Source organism: Pseudomonas sp. NFACC08-1 (genome assembly GCF_900106735.1).
In the GTDB taxonomy this organism is placed as follows: Bacteria; Pseudomonadota; Gammaproteobacteria; order Pseudomonadales; family Pseudomonadaceae; genus Aquipseudomonas; species Aquipseudomonas fluorescens_Q.
In genome coordinates, this window is sequence record NZ_FNNL01000003.1 from 450,628 (window position 1) to 467,415 (window position 16,788).

Sequence of the window (16,788 nt, forward strand, 5' to 3'; positions counted from 1 at the left end):
ATGAGGGGGTTAGTGGCGCATAACCTGGGTGGGTATTGCCAGTGATTTTTTAGTGTTCACAGGCCTTTGTGGCGAGGGAGCTTGCTCCCGCTCGGGTGCGCAGCGCCCGCACGTTTTTGGGGCCGCTTCGCAGCCCAGCGGGAGCAAGCTCCCTCGCCACAGGGTGAAAGCCAATGGCTACTGCGGCGTACCCGGGCTCTCGATCTGCTCCAACATCCACTCCACAAAAAACCGCACCTTGGGCACTTCCGCCGAATGTTCCGGATAGGCCAGGTAATAGGCGTTGGTGCTGGGCATCGCGTGTTGCCAGGGGATGACCAGTTTACCGTCGGCCAGTTCTTCTTCCACCAGAAACCGCGGCAGCAGGGCGACGCCGCAGCCGACCTGGGCGGCGCGGATGCACATGTAGAAAGTTTCGAAACGCGGCCCGTGATAGCTATGTTCGGTGTGGTAGCCCTGGTGGTCGAACCAGTCGTGCCAGGCCTGGGGCCGCGAGGCGTTTTGCAGCAGCACCAGCTCGGCCAGTTGGGTCGGGTCGGTGAAGGGCTGGTCAGGCAGGCTGCCGGGCGCGCAGACGGGCACCAGTTCTTCGCCAAACAGCTTCAGGGATTCGGTGCCGGGGCGCGAGCCTTGGCCGAAATAGAACGCCAGGTCGCTGCGCCCTTGCAGCAAGTCGTCGGCCTCCTGCTCGCTGCACAGGTCCAGGTGAATCTTCGGATGGCGCAATCGCCAGCCCTTCAAGCGTGGGACCAACCAGCGAGCGCCGAAGGTCGGAGGCGTGGAAACGCGCAGAACTTCAGTGTCGCCGCCGTAGGAGCGCAGGTAATGGGTAGACATCTCCACCTGTGTGAGGATTTTTCGCACTTCCCCCAGGTACAAATCACCGGCAGGCGTCAGCTGCAAGCGTCGGCGCACGCGTCGGAACAGCAAGTGCTGCAGCAGCTCCTCCAGTTGCGCGACCTGTTTGCTGACGGCGCTCTGGGTCAGATTCAGCTCTTCGGCGGCACGGGTGAAGCTCAAGTGGCGGGTCACCGCTTCGAAGCATTGCAGCGCCGTGATCGACGGCAAATAGCGTTTATTGAGCATATGAGGCCTTATTTCTTGTCGCTCTGCTTATCCGGTCATGGCCAGCATGAATAAACGGAATGATATCTCGCTTAAAGGTCGTTTGTTGGCAAGACTCAGGCCAGCTACAACTACAGGTCTGATCAGTCGCATTCGTCCGGCTGCCAATCCTTTGTTTTTCGTGTGAGGAAATTTTCCATGGTTGCTGCATTGCTTGATCGCTTGGGCGTCGACTCGGCCTTGTACCAGAACGGCACACAACCGGTGCATTCGCCCATTGATGGCAGCCGTATCGGCGCTGTGAACTGGGAAGGCGCGGCTGAGGTCGAGCAGCAGGTCAGCCGTGCCGAACACGCCTTCGACCTGTGGCGCCAGGTGCCGGCCCCGCGTCGCGGCGAGCTGGTGCGTCAATTTGGCGACCTGCTGCGTGAATACAAGGCCGACCTTGGCGAGCTGGTGTCGTGGGAAGCCGGCAAAATCACCCAGGAAGGCCTGGGTGAAGTGCAAGAGATGATCGACATCTGCGACTTCGCCGTCGGCCTGTCCCGCCAGCTGTACGGCCTGACCATCGCCTCCGAGCGTCCGGGCCACCACATGCGTGAGTCCTGGCATCCGCTGGGCGTGGTCGGGGTGATCAGTGCCTTCAATTTCCCGGTGGCGGTCTGGGCCTGGAACACCACGCTGGCCCTGGTGTGCGGCAACGCGGTGATCTGGAAGCCGTCGGAAAAGACCCCGCTCACCGCCCTGGCGTGCCAGGCGCTGTTCGAGCGCGTGTTGAAGAACTTCAGCGACGCCCCCCCATACCTGAGCCAGGTGATCATCGGCGGTCGTGATGCCGGTGAAGCGCTGGTGGATGACCCGCGCGTGGCATTGATCAGCGCCACCGGCAGCACCCGCATGGGCCGTGAAGTGGCACCGAAAGTTGCCGCGCGTTTCGCCCGCAGCATACTGGAGCTGGGCGGCAACAACGCCATGATCCTGGCACCGAGCGCCGACCTGGACATGGCCGTACGCGCCATCCTGTTCAGCGCCGTCGGCACCGCCGGCCAGCGTTGCACCACCCTGCGTCGGCTGATCGCCCATGAGTCGGTGAAGGAAGAAATCGTCACCCGCCTCAAGGCTGCCTATTCGAAAGTGCGCATCGGCCATCCGCTGGAAGGCAACCTGGTCGGGCCGCTGATCGACAAGCACAGCTTTGACAACATGCAGGACGCCTTGGAGCAGGCCCTGAGCGAAGGCGGGCGCGTGTTTGGGGGCAAGCGCCAACTCGAAGACCAGTTCCCGAATGCCTATTACGTCTCGCCGGCCATCGTCGAGATGCCGGAGCAGAGCGACGTCGTGCGCCACGAAACCTTCGCGCCGATTCTGTACGTGGTCGGCTACAAGGACTTTGCCGAGGCCCTGCACCTGAACAACGCCGTGCCCCAGGGCCTGTCGTCCTGCATCTTCACCACCGACGTGCGTGAAGCCGAGCAGTTCATGTCGGCAGTGGGCAGCGACTGCGGCATCGCCAACGTCAACATCGGCCCGAGCGGCGCCGAGATCGGCGGCGCATTCGGTGGCGAAAAAGAAACCGGCGGCGGTCGCGAATCCGGCTCCGACGCCTGGCGCGGCTACATGCGCCGCCAGACCAACACCGTGAACTACTCGCTGGAGTTGCCGTTGGCGCAGGGGATTACCTTTGATTAAGCAGCTTCAAGCCGCAAGCTCCAAGCTGCAAGCGACCCCTGCTTGCAGCTTGAGGCTTGAAGCTCGCAGCTGCTCCTGACCAGGAGCTGGCAATGCCGTTACGCGAAGAATGTCTATGGGAAAAACTGACGCCGCAAAGGCCTGAAAACAGCGGGCTCACCGGTGAAGTCACGGCCGACGTCTGTGTGATCGGCGCGGGTTTTACCGGGTTATCGGCGGCGGTGCATTTGCTCGAACAAGGCAAGCGCGTGGTTGTGCTGGAAGCCCATCGGGCCGGGCACGGCGGATCGGGGCGTAACGTCGGGTTGGTCAACGCCGGCCTATGGATCCCGCCGGATGACATCGAGGCCGGGTTCGGCGAGGCGGTGGGCAGCCAGCTCAACCGCATGCTGGGGGCCGCACCGGCCCTGGTGTTCAGCCTCATCGATAAATACAACATCGATTGCCAACTGCGCCGCGAAGGCACCTTGCACATGGCCCATAACGCCCGGGGCGAGGCCGACCTGCGCAGTCGTGAAGAGCAATGGAAGCGCCGCGGTGCCCCGGTGGAGTTGCTCACCGGCCAGGCCTGTGTCGATGCCACCGGCACGTCGAAAATCGCCGCGGCGCTGCTCGACCATCGCGCCGGCACGCTCAACCCGATGGCCTACACCAGCGGGTTGGCCAAGGCGGCCACCGACCTTGGCGGTCAGTTGTTCGACCACTCGCCGGTGACGCACCTGGAACGCCAAGGCCAGCGCTGGTCGGTGCAGACTGCCCAGGGGGCGGTGCTGGCCGAGCAGGTGGTGATCGCCTCCAACGCCTACACCGAGGGCGACTGGACCGAGCTGCGGCGCAATTTCTTCCCCGGTTATTACTATCAGGTCGCCTCGGTCCCGCTGACCGACGAGGCCGCCCGACGCATTCTGCCGGGCGGGCAGGGCTCGTGGGATACCCGCCAGGTGTTGAGCAGCATCCGCCGGGACAAGGACGGCCGTTTGCTGCTGGGCAGCCTGGGCAACGGCAACCGCAAGCCGACCTGGTTCCTCAAGGCTTGGGCCGATCGGGTGCAGCAGCACTATTTTCCTTACCTCAAGTCGGTGGAGTGGGAGTGCACCTGGACCGGTTGCATTGCTTTTACCCCCGATCACTTGATGCGCCTGTTCGAACCGGCTCCCGGGCTGGTGGCCGTTACCGGCTACAACGGTCGGGGCGTGACCACCGGCACGGTGGTCGGCAAGGCGTTCGCCGATTACCTGTGTCACGGTAACGCCCAGGCCCTGCCGATCCCGTTCGCCCCCATGCAGCCATTGGCCGGGGTGGGGTTGCGCAGTTGCCTGTATGAAGCGGGCTTTTCGCTGTATCACGCGGGCCAGTGCCTGCGGATCGTCATTTGAGTGTTGAAAATTGTTGCTGGAAGCCGCGTTTTCCGGCGTAGCGTCTAGCCTGTTATGGTGCGGGTTGTAGCAATCGTGCACCGACAGTGTGCAGTTCGGTGACGTGGGTTGTTACACAGCGGTTGCACGCTGTTTCGTGCGATGGTTGCAATGATGGCTCACAGAGGGTTTCACTCATTTAAATAAAAGGTTGCACCTCGTGCGGTTTAGACGGTTGCACGCCCTATGAAAAAGGGCTCGAAACAGTCGAAATAACAATAAAGCAGCGACTTTTTTCAGAATAAAAAACCGATGGCACGGCCCTTGCTCTGAGCTTTTCAGTGAAATGAAGTCGCAGTGCCAACTAAAAAAAACCTTGGAGCACCACCTCATGTCCCAGACGTTTTACAAGAAAGGTTTCCTGGCCCTCGCAGTGGCAGCTGCGCTGGGTGTTTCTGCGTTTGCTCAAGCTGATGTGAAATTTGGTGTGGCGGGGCCGATGACCGGCGCCAACGCTGCATTTGGCGAGCAGTACATGAAGGGTGCCCAGGCGGCAGCCGATGCCATCAACAAGGCTGGCGGCGTCAACGGCGAGAAAATCGTACTGGTCGCGGGCGACGACGCCTGCGAACCCAAGCAGGCCGTGGCCGTGGCCAACCGCCTGGTCGACCAGGACAAGGTGATCGGCGTGGTCGGGCACTTCTGCTCGTCCAACACCATCCCGGCCTCCGAGGTCTACGACGAAGCTGGCATCATCGCCATCACCCCGGGCTCCACCAACCCCCAGGTCACCGAGCGCGGCCTGAGCGCCATGTTCCGCATGTGCGGTCGTGACGACCAGCAGGGCATCGTGGCAGGTGACTACATCGTCGACGTGCTCAAGGGCAAGAAAGTGGCCGTGCTGCACGACAAGGACACCTACGGCCAAGGCCTGGCGGATGCCACCAAGGCACAACTGGCCAAGCGCGGCGTGAAGGAAGTGCTGTACGAAGGCCTGACCCGCGGCGAGAAAGACTTCAGCGCCGTGGTCACCAAGATCCGTGCGGCCGGTGCCGACGTGGTCTATTTCGGTGGCCTGCACCCGGAAGCCGGCCCGTTGGTTCGCCAGTTGCGTGAGCAAGGGCTCAAGGACGTGAAGTTCATGTCCGACGATGGCATCGTGACCGACGAACTGGTCACCACCGCCGGCGGCGCGCAATACGTCGATGGTGTGTACATGACCTTTGGCGCCGACCCGCGCCTGCTGCCAGACAGCAAGGCCGTGGTTGAAGAGTTCCGCAAGAACGGCACCGAGCCTGAAGGCTACACCCTGTACGCCTACGCTTCGGTCCAGGCCCTGGCCGCCGGTTTCAATGGCGCCAAGTCCAATAAGGGCGAAGACGCGGCCAAGTGGCTCAAGGCCAACCCCGTCCAGACCGTGATGGGCAAGAAGGAATGGGATACCAAGGGCGACTTGAAAGTCTCCGACTACGTGGTCTATCAGTGGGACAAGGACGGCAAATACCACCAGCTGGAAAAACAGAAGTAAGGGCTGACGCGACCGTCAACGCCTCCTTTGGGGGCCGGGCAAACCCCGGTTTCCAAAGGGCGCGTGCAGGTCGTGCCTGACATTGCTCCGACGTTAATCTGTATTTTCCTTAGAAGAACCGCGCACCCAAAGGTGTGCAGGTTCTCACTGCGTGAGATTGCGTTATGGATGGTATTTTCCTGCAGCAACTGATCAATGGCCTGACCCTCGGGTCGGTCTATGGTCTGATCGCCATCGGCTACACAATGGTCTACGGCATCATCGGCATGATCAACTTCGCCCACGGCGAGGTTTACATGATTTCCGCTTACCTCGCGGCAATCAGTCTGGCTCTGCTGGCTTACTTCGGTATCGAATCCTTTCCACTCATGATCCTTGGCACGCTCGTGTTCACGGTGGTGGTCACCGGGGTATACGGCTGGGTCATCGAACGCGTCGCCTATAAACCCCTGCGCAACTCGACCCGGCTGGCACCGCTGATCAGTGCCATCGGTATTTCGCTGATCCTGCAGAACTACGCACAGATCAGCCAGGGTGCCCGTCAACAGGGTGTCCCGACGCTGCTTGAAGGCGCCATGCGCCTCGACATCGGCAGCGGTTTCGTCCAGCTCACCTACACCAAGATCTTCATCCTGATCGCCGCATTCGCCGGGATGGCGGTGCTGACCTACATCATCAAGTACACCAAGCTCGGGCGCATGTGCCGCGCCACCCAGCAAGACCGCAAGATGGCCTCGATCCTGGGGATCAACACCGACCGGGTGATCTCCTACGTCTTCATCATCGGTGCGGCCATGGCAGCCCTGGCCGGCGTGCTGATCACCATGAACTACGGCACATTCGACTTCTATGCCGGCTTCATCATCGGCATCAAGGCGTTCACCGCGGCGGTACTCGGCGGCATCGGCTCCCTGCCTGGGGCCATGCTCGGCGGGATCATCCTCGGGATTTCCGAGTCGCTGTTCTCCGGTCTGATCAACTCCGACTACAAAGATGTGTTCAGTTTCTCGCTGCTGGTGCTGATTCTGATTTTCCGTCCCCAAGGCCTGTTGGGTCGCCCACTCGTGGCGAAGGTATAAGTATGTCTGCTGCCAATAAACCGCTTGATATCAAACAGAGCGTCATCGACGCGATCCTGGCCGGCCTGATCTCGCTGATCGTGTTCGGGCCGATCGTCGGCGTGGTGCTCGATGGCTACAGCTTCAACTTGCAACCGGCCCGCGTCGGCTGGCTGGTGGCGATCGTGATGATCGGGCGCTTTGCCTTGAGCCTGTTCCTGCAAACTCCCAAGGGACTGAAGATTCTCCAGGGTTTCGAGAGCACCGGCTCCGGCGTGCACGTGCTGCCACCGGACTATAAGTCGCGGCTGCGCTGGATCATCCCGGCGTTGATCGTGATTGCCATCGTGTTTCCGTTCTTCGCCAACAAATACGTGCTCACGGTGGTCATCCTCGGGTTGATCTATGTGCTGTTGGGCCTGGGCCTGAACATCGTGGTCGGCCTGGCGGGTCTGCTCGACCTCGGCTATGTGGCGTTCTACGCCATCGGCGCCTATGGCCTGGCGCTGGGCTACCAATACCTGGGGCTGGGCTTCTGGACGGTGCTGCCGCTGGCGGCCATCGCGGCGGCGATGGCGGGGTGCATATTGGGATTCCCGGTGTTGCGAATGCACGGTGACTACCTGGCCATCGTGACCCTGGGCTTTGGCGAGATCATTCGCCTGGTGCTCAACAACTGGCTGTCGTTCACCGGTGGGCCCAATGGCATGCCGGTGCCTTCACCGACTTTCCTGGGCCTGGAATTCGGCAGGCGGGCGAAGGATGGCGGGGTGCCGTTCCATGAGTTCTTCGGCATCGACTACAACCCCAACATCAAATTCCTGTTCATCTACATCGTGCTGTTCATCACCGTACTGCTGGTGCTCTACGTCAAGCATCGCCTGACCCGCATGCCGGTCGGTCGTGCCTGGGAAGCCCTGCGCGAGGATGAAATCGCCTGCCGCTCCATGGGCCTTAACCATGTGCTGGTCAAGCTCTCGGCGTTCACTATCGGTGCGTCCACGGCTGGCCTGGCCGGGGTGTTCTTTGCCAGTTACCAAGGCTTCGTCAACCCGTCTTCGTTCACCTTCTTCGAATCGGCGCTGATCCTGGCCATCGTGGTGCTCGGTGGCATGGGCTCGACGGTCGGCGTGGTGATCGCGGCATTCGTGCTCACCGTGGCACCGGAGCTGCTGCGCAGCTTCTCCGAATACCGGGTGTTGCTGTTCGGCGTACTGATGGTGTTGATGATGATCTGGCGTCCTCGCGGCCTGATCCGTATCAGCCGAACCGGCGTGACGCCGCGCAAGGGGGTTGCGCCATGAGCGAAGTCGTACTCAAAGTTGAAAACCTGATGATGCAGTTCGGTGGCATCAAGGCCCTCAGCGATGTCAGCCTGCAAGTCAAACGCAACTCGATCTTTGCCCTGATCGGTCCCAATGGCGCGGGCAAAACCACGGTGTTCAACTGCCTGACCGGTTTCTACAAGGCTTCGGGCGGCAAGATCGAGCTCAATGTGCGTGGCGAGCAAACCAACGTCATCAAGCTGTTGGGCGAGGCGTTTCGCCCGACTGATTTCGTGTCGCCGAAGTCCTTCGCCAGCCGGCTGTACTACAAGATGTTCGGCGGCACCCACTTGGTGAACCGCGCCGGCCTGGCGCGTACTTTCCAGAACATTCGCCTGTTCAAGGAAATGTCGGTGCTGGAAAACCTGCTGGTGGCCCAGCACATGTGGGTCAACCGCAGCATGGTGGCGGGTATCCTCAACACCAAGGGCTACCGCAAGGCCGAAAGCGACGCCTTGGATCATGCGTTCTATTGGCTGGAAGTGGTGGACCTGGTGGATTGCGCCAACCGTCTGGCGGGCGAGCTTTCCTACGGTCAGCAACGGCGCCTGGAAATCGCCCGGGCCATGTGCACACGCCCGCAGATCATCTGCCTCGACGAACCGGCCGCCGGCCTCAACCCTCAGGAAACCGAAGCGCTGAGCGCGATGATCCGGCTGCTGCGCGACGAGCATGATCTGACCGTGGTACTGATCGAACACGACATGGGCATGGTAATGAGCATTTCCGATCACATCGTGGTGCTGGACCACGGCAACGTGATCGCCGAGGGCGGTCCCGAGGCGATTCGCAACGATCCGAAGGTGATCGCGGCCTACCTGGGTGCCGACGAAGAGGAGCTGGTATGAGTGGACCTATCCTCGAACTCAAGGAATTGGACGTGTTCTACGGGCCGATCCAGGCCCTGAAGAAAGTCTCGATGCACATTGGCGAAGGCGAGACCGTGAGCCTGATCGGCTCCAACGGGGCCGGCAAGTCCACGCTTTTGATGTCGATCTTCGGCCAGCCGCGTGCCGCCGGTGGGCAGATCATTTACCAAGGCGTGGACATCACCCACAAGTCGTCCCACTACATCGCGTCCAACGGCATCGCGCAGTCGCCGGAAGGGCGGCGGGTGTTCCCCGACATGACCGTCGAGGAAAACCTGCTGATGGGCACCATTCCTATCGGTGACAAATACGCCAGCGAAGACATGCAACGCATGTTCGAGCTGTTCCCGCGACTCAAGGAGCGGCGCAACCAGCGGGCCATGACCATGTCCGGCGGCGAGCAGCAAATGCTCGCCATCGCCCGGGCATTGATGAGCCGGCCAAAGTTGTTGCTGCTCGATGAGCCGAGCCTGGGGCTGGCACCCATTGTGGTGAAGCAGATCTTCGCCACCCTGCGTGAGCTGGCATCCACGGGGATGACCATCTTCCTGGTGGAGCAGAACGCCAACCACGCCCTCAAGCTGTCGGACCGGGCCTATGTGATGGTCAACGGTGAAATTCGCCTGACCGGCACCGGCAAGGAATTGCTCGCCAACGAAGAGGTGCGTAACGCGTACCTGGGCGGTCATTGAGGCTGTTGTTGCAATGAAAAAACCGGCGAGTGATCGCCGGTTTTTTTATTCCTCGAATGCACCACTCATTCCCTGTGGGAGCGGGCTTTGGTCGCTTGGGAGAATTGTGGACAACAATCCTTAGCCCTTGCGAAACCGCGACATAAAGTCGCCGCAAATAGTTGTTTTGCCACGGTTTTGACTTGTCCCCGTTTGCTGTGGAACTGGCTGTGGGTAACGTGGGAGTAGCTGGCTGAAAGCCTTTGAATACGTGGCTTGCAGGGCTGTGATCGTTTTTTGATCAGGCGTTTTCAGTCAAGCGGGAATGGCTGTTGTCAACACTTTTGTGACCGCTGCAATGGGCTTGAAAGTCGCTGGGCAAGCCTGTGGATAAGTCTGTGGTTAAACTCTGGAAAGACGGCGCTGAGCAGCGTCGTTACTGGCTTGGAGCCATCGCCCATCTCGCATTGGCTTATAGCAGATAACTTGCGCTGCACAACCTCACTTGCAGGGTCAAGCGAAAAAAATTTCCAAACACCCCGCAAAGCCTTATGCACAGCGGCTTGCGGGTTTTGCACTTGCCCCCGATTACTGTGGACGTGCCTGTGGATAAGGTGCGGGCAACCGGCTGCGACCCTTGTTCGACAAGGCCTGGCGTTGATTGGTTGTTTTATGAGCAGTCGTTGGGAAAAGCCGCGTGCAAGCCTTGCCCCTGCCGTGCCAGGGCGGGCATGCTGTGGGCCGATTTCCATTCAATGGCTGTTGAAGTTCAAACAAGGAGAACACGATGTCTGACACCCTGTTTATTACCGGCGCGACGTCCGGTTTTGGTGAAGCCTGTGCCCGTCGTTTTGCCGAGGCCGGTTGGAAACTGGTGCTGACCGGTCGTCGTGAAGAACGCCTCAATGCCCTCTGTGCCGAGCTGTCGAAGCAGACTGAAGTCCATGGCCTGGTATTGGATGTGCGTGATCGCAAGGCCATGGAAGAGGCCATCGCCAACCTGCCGCCATCCTTCGCCAAATTGCGCGGGCTGATCAACAACGCCGGACTGGCCCTGGGCGTTGACCCTGCACCCAAGTGCGACCTTGATGACTGGGACACCATGGTCGACACCAATGTGAAAGGGCTGATCTACAGTACTCGCCTGTTGTTGCCGCGCCTGATCGCCCACGGTCGTGGGGCCGGGATCGTCAACCTGGGTTCCATCGCCGGCAACTACCCGTACCCGGGCAGCCATGTGTATGGCGCGAGCAAGGCGTTCGTCAAACAGTTCTCCCTGAACCTGCGTTGCGACCTGCAAGGCACGGGCGTGCGGGTGAGCAATATTGAGCCGGGCCTGTGCGAGAGCGAGTTCTCCCTGGTGCGCTTCGGTGGCGACCAGGAACGCTACAACGCGACCTACGCCGGCGCGGAGCCGATCCAGCCACAGGACATCGCCGATACGATTTTCTGGGTGCTCAATGCGCCAGCGCATATCAACATCAACAGCCTGGAGCTGATGCCGGTGAGCCAGACCTGGGCCGGGTTTGCCATTGAGCGCAACAAGACTTGATGGTGGACATCTGTGGCGAGGGAGCTTGCTCCCGTTCGGCTGCGAAGCAGCCGCCAGCTTTTGGGGCCGCTACGCAGCCCAGCGGGAGCAAGCTCCCTCGCCACAAAAGCTACAGGAGTCACAGCAGCCACAGCAGCCACAGCAGCCACAGCAGCGTTATGCCAGGTAGTCGGCCAGCCCGCGATAGCAGGTCAGCAGGTGATACGGCGTAGTGGACGGCATGTCCCGGCGGCTGACGATGCCGTCGGCGTCCAGGCATTCGTTCCAGCCCTTGGCATGCAGGAAATGCTGCTGCAGCGCGCGCAATTGACGCAGCAGCAGCCCCTGGCTGCCCGGGCGCAAGGTGAGTGCCCGCAAGTATTCCGCCTGGGCCCAGATGCGTTGGGTGGCATCGCGCGGGCCTGCCTGGGATCCCAAGGCCAGCGTTGCACACACAGCGCCGGAGTCCGGGGCGACGCCGCGTTGTTCGGTATGGCCGAAGCTGTGCTCCAGGGCCGCGTGCAGCTTGCCGTCACGCAGCAGGGGTGAGGAAGCCAGCAGGAAATACCATTCGAACTGGTGCCCCGGTTCGAACCAGTTATCCACAGCCCTGAGCGGCTTCTCCATCATCACGCGTTGCTGCGGCTCGATGAAATGCTTGGACATCCCGTCGCAAAGGCTCAGCAGCGCCTGGCGGACGTTGGCGTCTTCGCGAACCGACAAGGTCGCGAGGAACGCTTCGGCCAGATGCATCAAGGGGTTTTGCAACGGGCCGGATCCGGTCGTTGACCAGTCGCGCTTTAGGCTGGCTTCGTAGAGGCCGTCTGCGCTGGCAAAGCGCCGGGCAATGACCTCCAGGCTCGCGTTGAGTACCGACTCCACCAGCGGTTCGCGGACCTTGCCCCAGTAATGGGCGCAGGCGAACAGGATAAAGGCGTGGGTGTAGAGGTCTTTGCCGGTGTCCAGCGGCGCGCCTTGCGGGTCGATGCTGTAGAACCAGCCGCCATGCTCGGCATCGTGGAAATGACGCTGCAGCGAGCGGAACAGTGCACTGGCCCGCTCCTCGGCCTGGGGCACTTCGCCGATCAGATTGGCGAACACATACAACTGCCGCGCACAGGCCATGGCGCGGTAGCGCTGGGGTGGCAGCGGCACATGCTCGGCATCAAGGGATTCATAGGGCAACGCCAGTTCGGCATTCCAGCCCGGGCCTTGCCACATCGGCACGATCACGTCGTGAAAATGCTGACGCACCGTTGCGAACAGGGCGGTCAATTCAGGCTGGGGAGCGGGGCGGGAAGCATCAGGCATCGGCGGAGGTCGTCACGGCTGGGGGCGATTGCGCGACATGGTAGCAGAGTGACCGACTCCAGAGAGATGGTGCTTGTAAGTCCGTCATCGCGAGCAAGCTCGCTCCCACAGGGGCCGGTGTACACCGATCAAAGTGTGGAGCCCGATCAAGCTGTGGGAGCGAGCTTGCTGGCGATGACGGCCTGGCGGGCGCTAAAGAATCAGCCCGCCAGCAACCAAACCCCAGTCGCCGCCGAAGCCGCCCCAGCCAATCGAACCAACGGCGCCGCCGCTCGCGGCAACACCCGCACCAGGGCAAACCCGGCGCCATGCAACGCCGCCGTCGCTGCGACGAAGCCCACCGCATAGGCCCACGGGCTCGACATGTCCGGCAGTTCCAAGCCATGGGCCACGCCATGAAACAGCGCGAACAGTGCCGTCGCACCGACTGCCAGGCTCAATGGTGGACGCACCGCCAGTGCCACCGCCAGGCCCAGGGCGAGCACCGAGGCGGCGATCCCGCTTTCCTGCGCTGGCAGATCCAGGCCTTCAAAGCCCAGCAGGCCACCGAGCAGCATTGTACCGACGAAAGTGCAGGGCAGCGCCCAGCGCGCGGCGCCTTGTTGTTGCGCGGCCCACAAGCCCACCGCCAGCATCGCCAGCAAATGGTCGAGCCCACCGATGGGGTGGCCGAGGCCGGCGATCAGGCCATTGTCGCCATGGCCGGGATGGGCGAAGGCCAAGGCTGGGGTCAGCAGCAGGGCAAGGGCGCCGAGGATGCGTTTGAAGTTCATGGATAAGCTTCCTTGTGGTCAGTCGGAAAGATCAGGCGGCGGTCAGCAGACCCTGGCGCTCGATGAAGGCAATGATGTCGTCCAGGCCCTGGCCGGTCTTCTGATTGCTGAACACGAAGGGCTTGCCGTTGCGCATCCGCCGGGTGTCGCTGTCCATCATTTCCAGGGACGCACCCACCAGCGGTGCCAGGTCGATTTTATTGATCACCAGCAGGTCTGATTTGCAGATGCCCGGCCCGCCCTTGCGCGGCAGCTTGTCACCGGCCGAGACGTCGATCACATAGATGGTCAGGTCCGACAATTCCGGGCTGAAGGTCGCCGACAGGTTGTCGCCGCCCGACTCAACCAGGATCAGGTCCAGGCCCGGGAAGCGCCGGTTCAACTGGTCCACCGCCTCCAGGTTGATCGACGCGTCTTCGCGAATCGCCGTGTGCGGGCAACCGCCGGTTTCCACGCCGATGATCCGCTCCGGCGCCAGGGCCTCGTTGCGCACCAGGAAGTCGGCGTCTTCGCGGGTGTAGATGTCGTTGGTGACCACCGCCAGGTTGTAGCGTTCACGTAGAGCCAGGCACAGGGCCAGGGTCAGGGCGGTCTTGCCGGAACCTACCGGGCCGCCGATACCGACGCGCAGAGGTTGTGTATTCATGAGTGTCTCCTAGGAACGGAACAGACGGCTGTACTGGCGCTCATGGGCCATGCACGCCAGGGACAGGCCAAATGCGGCGCTGCCGTAATGATCGGGGTCGATGTTCGAGGCGTCGCGCTGGGCCTGTTGCAGCAGCGGCAGCAGCTCGCTGGTCAGGCGCTGGGCCGCTTGCTGGCCCAGGGGCAGGGTTTTCATCAGCACCGCCAGTTGGTTTTCCAGCCAGCTCCACAGCCAGGCGGCGAGGGCGTCCTGGGGGGCTATCTGCCAGGCGCGGGCGGCCAGGGCCCAGCACAAGGCCAGGTGCGGCTCGCTGCGCTGTTCGAGAAAGTCTCGCGCGGCGCGGTCGAGTTCCGGCAGGCCCGCGAGCAATTGCTGCAACGAGTAGCCCATCTGCCGGCTCTCCTGATACAGCTCGCGGGTTTCCCGGCTGGCGCGGTGTTCTTCGCAACGTTGCAGCAGCGCGTCCCAATCGTCAGCGGCGGCTGCGGTGCAGTGCGCCAGTAGCAAGGGCGCTTCGAAGCGTGCCAGGTTCAGCAGCAATTGATCGCTGATCCAGCGACGGGCGTCGTCAGGGTTTTTCACCTGGCCGTTGTCCACCGCCATCTCCAGCCCCTGGGAATAGCTGTAGCCACCAATCGGCAGTTGCGGGCTGGCCAGACGCAGCAGCGCCCAGGCCGGGTTCATGTGCGCACGCCGAACTGATGCAGGCGCGGCGCGTAGTTGAAATCTTCGTCGCCGTGCCGGGAGTGATGGTGACCGCCGCCATAGGCGCCGTGTTCCGGCTGGAACGGGGCTTCGATGGATTCGGCGCGGGCGCCCAGTTGTTCGAGCATCGCCTTGAGCACGTAGTCGTCCAGCAGGCGCAACCAGCCATCGCCCACTTGCAGGGCGACATGGCGATTGCCCAGATGGTAGGCGGCGCGGGTCAGTTCGAAGGCGTTGGCGCAGGTGACATGCAGCAATTGTTCGGCGCGGGCGCAAACGCGCACGATGCGCCCGTCTTCAGCTTGCAGGCATTCGCCGTCGTACAGCGGCGGTTGGCCTCGTTCCAGGAACAACCCCACGTCTTCACCCTCGGCACTGAAACAGCGCAGGCGGCTTTTGCTACGGGCGTCAAAGGTCAGGTGCAGCTCGGCGTCCCAGCGCGGTTGAGTGTCGATTCTGCGATGAATCACCAGCATCGGAGTGCTTCCAGCAATGAACAGTGCTGTGTTTAGAGCAAGGGGCTTGCCAACCGAATGAGGTGTAGGAAATAGCTGGGATGGCGTTTCAGGATGGGGCGGATTGCGTGCCATGTCGGTGCGCGGCGCGATGGCGTGCACCATTTTGCGGCTGACACAAAAAGAACCTGTGGGAGCGGGCTTGCTCGCGAAGGTGTCGGCTCAGCTTGCGTCAAAACAAAGCGCTATCCCTTGGCACCAGGCGCCGCCATCTCCTTGGTTTCCAGATGATCCAACGCCCGCTCAACCAACAACTGCACCCCATCGGCCATCCGGCTGATCGCCAGGGCGACGCAGCGGCGTGAATCGTCCACGTCGTCAGCCAGGTCGGCGGCGATGGTGCTGATGGAGAGCAGGTCTTCGGAGGCGTTGGCGAGCAGGGTTTCGGTGTCGATGTGGGGGGACACGATGAAGAGTTGGTTTTTGTCAGGTTCGGGCGGTGAGGCGGGCTTGGGCTTGAGGTAGTAGTCGAGGGCGCGGGTGGCGGCGTCTTCGAGCTTTTTTTCTTCCTGTGCTTCGACGCGGGATTTGTGGCTGCTTTGCGGGGGATTCGGAGTTGCTTTGAACATAGTGAAAATTCCTGGAAGTGGAGCCGACACCCTCCGATTGCACGTCGAAAAATGGGTGGCAGCTGTACGTAGGTGTGCAAGACCGGTCCAGGAACCCGGCAGACCCGAAGGTCTCCCACGCGCAGCCGCCATAACAGTCGGCGAGCATAGAAAAATGCTCGGCGAATAGCCATAACGAATGCGTTCCTAGATCGGACTTGCACGTCCGTGTCACCGTTTTTTGCGATGACGAACAAAGGTTAGCGGCGCTCGAAATTGCTGCCTAGTTCATGAGCAGCCCTGCGTGTTGAAGGAAATGTCCGAGGGTTTGGCAGGGAAAAGCCCCGAAAGGTCACAGCGGTCGGCAGTTCCTACAGAGATGGCCACATCTCCCAGGCGGTTCTTCGGGAGGCGGTGTGTCAGGTGAGCAATCAGGGGGCTGAGACTCCGCTATCGCGAGCAAGCTCCCACAGTGGGTACATCGGGTTATTCGGTACTGCCCAACCCTTGCCAATGCTTGAGGCCAATGAAGATGAACCGCAGTTGCTGGGTAATCTTCGCCTGGGGCGTGAGATGTTCGGGGAGGGCTTGGGCGGGTGGGTCGATGATGTCCGGCAGGGTGGCGAATACGCTCTTGACGATGAGGTCGGCCATCACGCCCAGGGCGGCAAGGTCCAGGTGCTGCAACTTGGGCATCAAGGCCAGGTCGGCTGCCAGGTCCGAGCTGATGTCTTCGCGCAGTTGGGCGATGGCCTGGCGCACCGGCAGGGAACCGCCGTATTGCTCGCGGGCCAGGAACAGGAACTGCGATCGGTTGGCCTGCACCACATCGAGAAAGATCCGCACTGACGCGTCGATAATGCCGCCCATGACGAATTCGTTGTGGCGTACCAGGCGGATGGTTTCGCGGAAGGTCTGGCCGACTTCGCTGACCAGTACCAGGCCCAGTTGGTCCATGTCGTCGAAGTGCCGGTAGAACCCGGTGGGGACGATGCCGGCTGTCCGGGCGACTTCCCGCAGGCTCAGGCTGCCGAACCCCCGGCCACACTCCATCAAACGGCGGGCTGCGTCCATCAGGGCAATTCGGGTCTGTTGTTTCTGTTCGGCGCGGGGCAGCATCGCAAGGCTGGCTTCTGATTCACGGGAGCGACGCACTCTAGCAAATCGGCTTTGTCGACGTCGAACGATAGAGAGGGGGG

At 61.7% G+C, this 16,788-nt stretch carries 16 protein-coding genes; 8 read left to right on the forward strand and 8 right to left on the reverse strand.

The window, feature by feature from the left end; all coding sequences use genetic code 11:
- Positions 1 to 177 precede the first annotated feature (177 nt).
- Entirely contained in the window at positions 178 to 1,086 is a 909-nt protein-coding gene (locus BLU76_RS09060; RefSeq protein WP_063323167.1) for a LysR family transcriptional regulator, read from the reverse strand.
- 177 nt (positions 1,087 to 1,263) lie between these two features.
- Here BLU76_RS09060 and BLU76_RS09065 point away from each other — a divergent pair, with 177 nt between their 5' ends.
- The 8 genes from BLU76_RS09065 (at position 1,264) to BLU76_RS09105 (ending at position 11,112) form a co-directional block, all read left to right on the forward strand.
- Positions 1,264 to 2,754, forward strand: a complete 1,491-nt coding sequence (locus BLU76_RS09065) for an L-piperidine-6-carboxylate dehydrogenase (RefSeq protein WP_063323166.1) — start codon at positions 1,264 to 1,266, stop codon at positions 2,752 to 2,754.
- Between the two features lie 92 nt (positions 2,755 to 2,846).
- Positions 2,847 to 4,130 (forward strand): L-pipecolate oxidase, encoded by a 1,284-nt coding sequence (locus BLU76_RS09070; protein ID WP_092146993.1) that lies wholly within the window; start codon positions 2,847 to 2,849, stop codon positions 4,128 to 4,130.
- A gap of 370 nt (positions 4,131 to 4,500) precedes the next feature.
- A complete protein-coding gene (locus BLU76_RS09075) occupies positions 4,501 to 5,637 on the forward strand; it encodes a branched-chain amino acid ABC transporter substrate-binding protein (RefSeq protein ID WP_063323164.1) in 1,137 nt (378 codons plus the stop codon).
- A 164-nt stretch (positions 5,638 to 5,801) separates the two neighbouring features.
- The gene (locus tag BLU76_RS09080) at positions 5,802 to 6,716 is read left to right on the forward strand and encodes an ABC transporter permease subunit (RefSeq protein ID WP_063323163.1); all 915 of its coding nucleotides are present in this window, start codon (positions 5,802 to 5,804) and stop codon (positions 6,714 to 6,716) included.
- Between the two features lie 2 nt (positions 6,717 to 6,718).
- Entirely contained in the window at positions 6,719 to 7,999 is a 1,281-nt protein-coding gene (gene livM, locus BLU76_RS09085) for a high-affinity branched-chain amino acid ABC transporter permease LivM (RefSeq protein WP_060739397.1), read from the forward strand.
- Positions 7,996 to 8,868: an ABC transporter ATP-binding protein gene (locus BLU76_RS09090; protein WP_063323162.1), complete on the forward strand. Its 873-nt coding sequence runs from the start codon at positions 7,996 to 7,998 to the stop codon at positions 8,866 to 8,868. Before livM ends, BLU76_RS09090 begins: the two co-directional genes overlap by 4 nt.
- Complete coding sequence (locus BLU76_RS09095) at positions 8,865 to 9,581, forward strand: ABC transporter ATP-binding protein (protein WP_053117959.1); 717 nt, start codon at positions 8,865 to 8,867, stop codon at positions 9,579 to 9,581. Before BLU76_RS09090 ends, BLU76_RS09095 begins: the two co-directional genes overlap by 4 nt.
- A 766-nt stretch (positions 9,582 to 10,347) precedes the next feature.
- A complete protein-coding gene (locus tag BLU76_RS09105) occupies positions 10,348 to 11,112 on the forward strand; it encodes an SDR family oxidoreductase (protein WP_003197302.1) in 765 nt (254 codons plus the stop codon).
- A 156-nt stretch (positions 11,113 to 11,268) separates the two neighbouring features.
- Here BLU76_RS09105 and BLU76_RS09115 read toward each other — a convergent pair whose 3' ends face one another.
- From BLU76_RS09115 to BLU76_RS09145, 7 genes are all read right to left on the reverse strand, one after another.
- The gene (locus BLU76_RS09115) at positions 11,269 to 12,402 is read right to left on the reverse strand and encodes an AGE family epimerase/isomerase (RefSeq protein ID WP_092222440.1); all 1,134 of its coding nucleotides are present in this window, start codon (positions 12,400 to 12,402) and stop codon (positions 11,269 to 11,271) included.
- Between the two features lie 200 nt (positions 12,403 to 12,602).
- Complete coding sequence (locus tag BLU76_RS09120) at positions 12,603 to 13,175, reverse strand: HupE/UreJ family protein (RefSeq protein WP_092222442.1); 573 nt, start codon at positions 13,173 to 13,175, stop codon at positions 12,603 to 12,605.
- Positions 13,176 to 13,206: 31 nt separating this feature from the next.
- Entirely contained in the window at positions 13,207 to 13,821 is a 615-nt protein-coding gene (gene ureG, locus BLU76_RS09125; RefSeq protein WP_003197309.1) for an urease accessory protein UreG, read from the reverse strand.
- Positions 13,822 to 13,830: 9 nt separating this feature from the next.
- Positions 13,831 to 14,505, reverse strand: a complete 675-nt coding sequence (locus tag BLU76_RS09130) for an urease accessory protein UreF (protein WP_092146999.1) — start codon at positions 14,503 to 14,505, stop codon at positions 13,831 to 13,833.
- A complete protein-coding gene (ureE, locus tag BLU76_RS09135; RefSeq protein ID WP_063323158.1) occupies positions 14,502 to 15,002 on the reverse strand; it encodes an urease accessory protein UreE in 501 nt (166 codons plus the stop codon). Before ureE ends, BLU76_RS09130 begins: the two co-directional genes overlap by 4 nt.
- Positions 15,003 to 15,226: 224 nt before the next feature.
- Positions 15,227 to 15,610 (reverse strand): DUF6124 family protein, encoded by a 384-nt coding sequence (locus tag BLU76_RS09140; RefSeq protein WP_092222444.1) that lies wholly within the window; start codon positions 15,608 to 15,610, stop codon positions 15,227 to 15,229.
- A 465-nt stretch (positions 15,611 to 16,075) separates the two neighbouring features.
- The gene (locus tag BLU76_RS09145) at positions 16,076 to 16,708 is read right to left on the reverse strand and encodes a TetR family transcriptional regulator (protein WP_063323156.1); all 633 of its coding nucleotides are present in this window, start codon (positions 16,706 to 16,708) and stop codon (positions 16,076 to 16,078) included.
- Positions 16,709 to 16,788: the final 80 nt, after the last annotated feature.

What these genes read in the sequence shown, in the direction of transcription:
- BLU76_RS09075 (WP_063323164.1), top strand. Translation starts at nt 4,501, where the DNA reads ATGTCCCAGACGTTTTACAAGAAAGGTTTCCTGGCCCTCGCAGTGGCA.
- BLU76_RS09115 (WP_092222440.1), bottom strand. Translation starts at nt 12,402, where the DNA reads ATGCCTGATGCTTCCCGCCCCGCTCCCCAGCCTGAATTGACCGCCCTG.
- BLU76_RS09095 (WP_053117959.1), top strand. Translation starts at nt 8,865, where the DNA reads ATGAGTGGACCTATCCTCGAACTCAAGGAATTGGACGTGTTCTACGGG.
- ureG (WP_003197309.1), bottom strand. Translation starts at nt 13,821, where the DNA reads ATGAATACACAACCTCTGCGCGTCGGTATCGGCGGCCCGGTAGGTTCC.
- BLU76_RS09060 (WP_063323167.1), bottom strand. Translation starts at nt 1,086, where the DNA reads ATGCTCAATAAACGCTATTTGCCGTCGATCACGGCGCTGCAATGCTTC.
- BLU76_RS09070 (WP_092146993.1), top strand. Translation starts at nt 2,847, where the DNA reads ATGCCGTTACGCGAAGAATGTCTATGGGAAAAACTGACGCCGCAAAGG.
- BLU76_RS09080 (WP_063323163.1), top strand. Translation starts at nt 5,802, where the DNA reads ATGGATGGTATTTTCCTGCAGCAACTGATCAATGGCCTGACCCTCGGG.
- livM (WP_060739397.1), top strand. Translation starts at nt 6,719, where the DNA reads ATGTCTGCTGCCAATAAACCGCTTGATATCAAACAGAGCGTCATCGAC.
- ureE (WP_063323158.1), bottom strand. Translation starts at nt 15,002, where the DNA reads ATGCTGGTGATTCATCGCAGAATCGACACTCAACCGCGCTGGGACGCC.
- BLU76_RS09090 (WP_063323162.1), top strand. Translation starts at nt 7,996, where the DNA reads ATGAGCGAAGTCGTACTCAAAGTTGAAAACCTGATGATGCAGTTCGGT.
- BLU76_RS09120 (WP_092222442.1), bottom strand. Translation starts at nt 13,175, where the DNA reads ATGAACTTCAAACGCATCCTCGGCGCCCTTGCCCTGCTGCTGACCCCA.
- BLU76_RS09065 (WP_063323166.1), top strand. Translation starts at nt 1,264, where the DNA reads ATGGTTGCTGCATTGCTTGATCGCTTGGGCGTCGACTCGGCCTTGTAC.
- BLU76_RS09145 (WP_063323156.1), bottom strand. Translation starts at nt 16,708, where the DNA reads ATGCTGCCCCGCGCCGAACAGAAACAACAGACCCGAATTGCCCTGATG.
- BLU76_RS09105 (WP_003197302.1), top strand. Translation starts at nt 10,348, where the DNA reads ATGTCTGACACCCTGTTTATTACCGGCGCGACGTCCGGTTTTGGTGAA.
- BLU76_RS09130 (WP_092146999.1), bottom strand. Translation starts at nt 14,505, where the DNA reads ATGAACCCGGCCTGGGCGCTGCTGCGTCTGGCCAGCCCGCAACTGCCG.
- BLU76_RS09140 (WP_092222444.1), bottom strand. Translation starts at nt 15,610, where the DNA reads ATGTTCAAAGCAACTCCGAATCCCCCGCAAAGCAGCCACAAATCCCGC.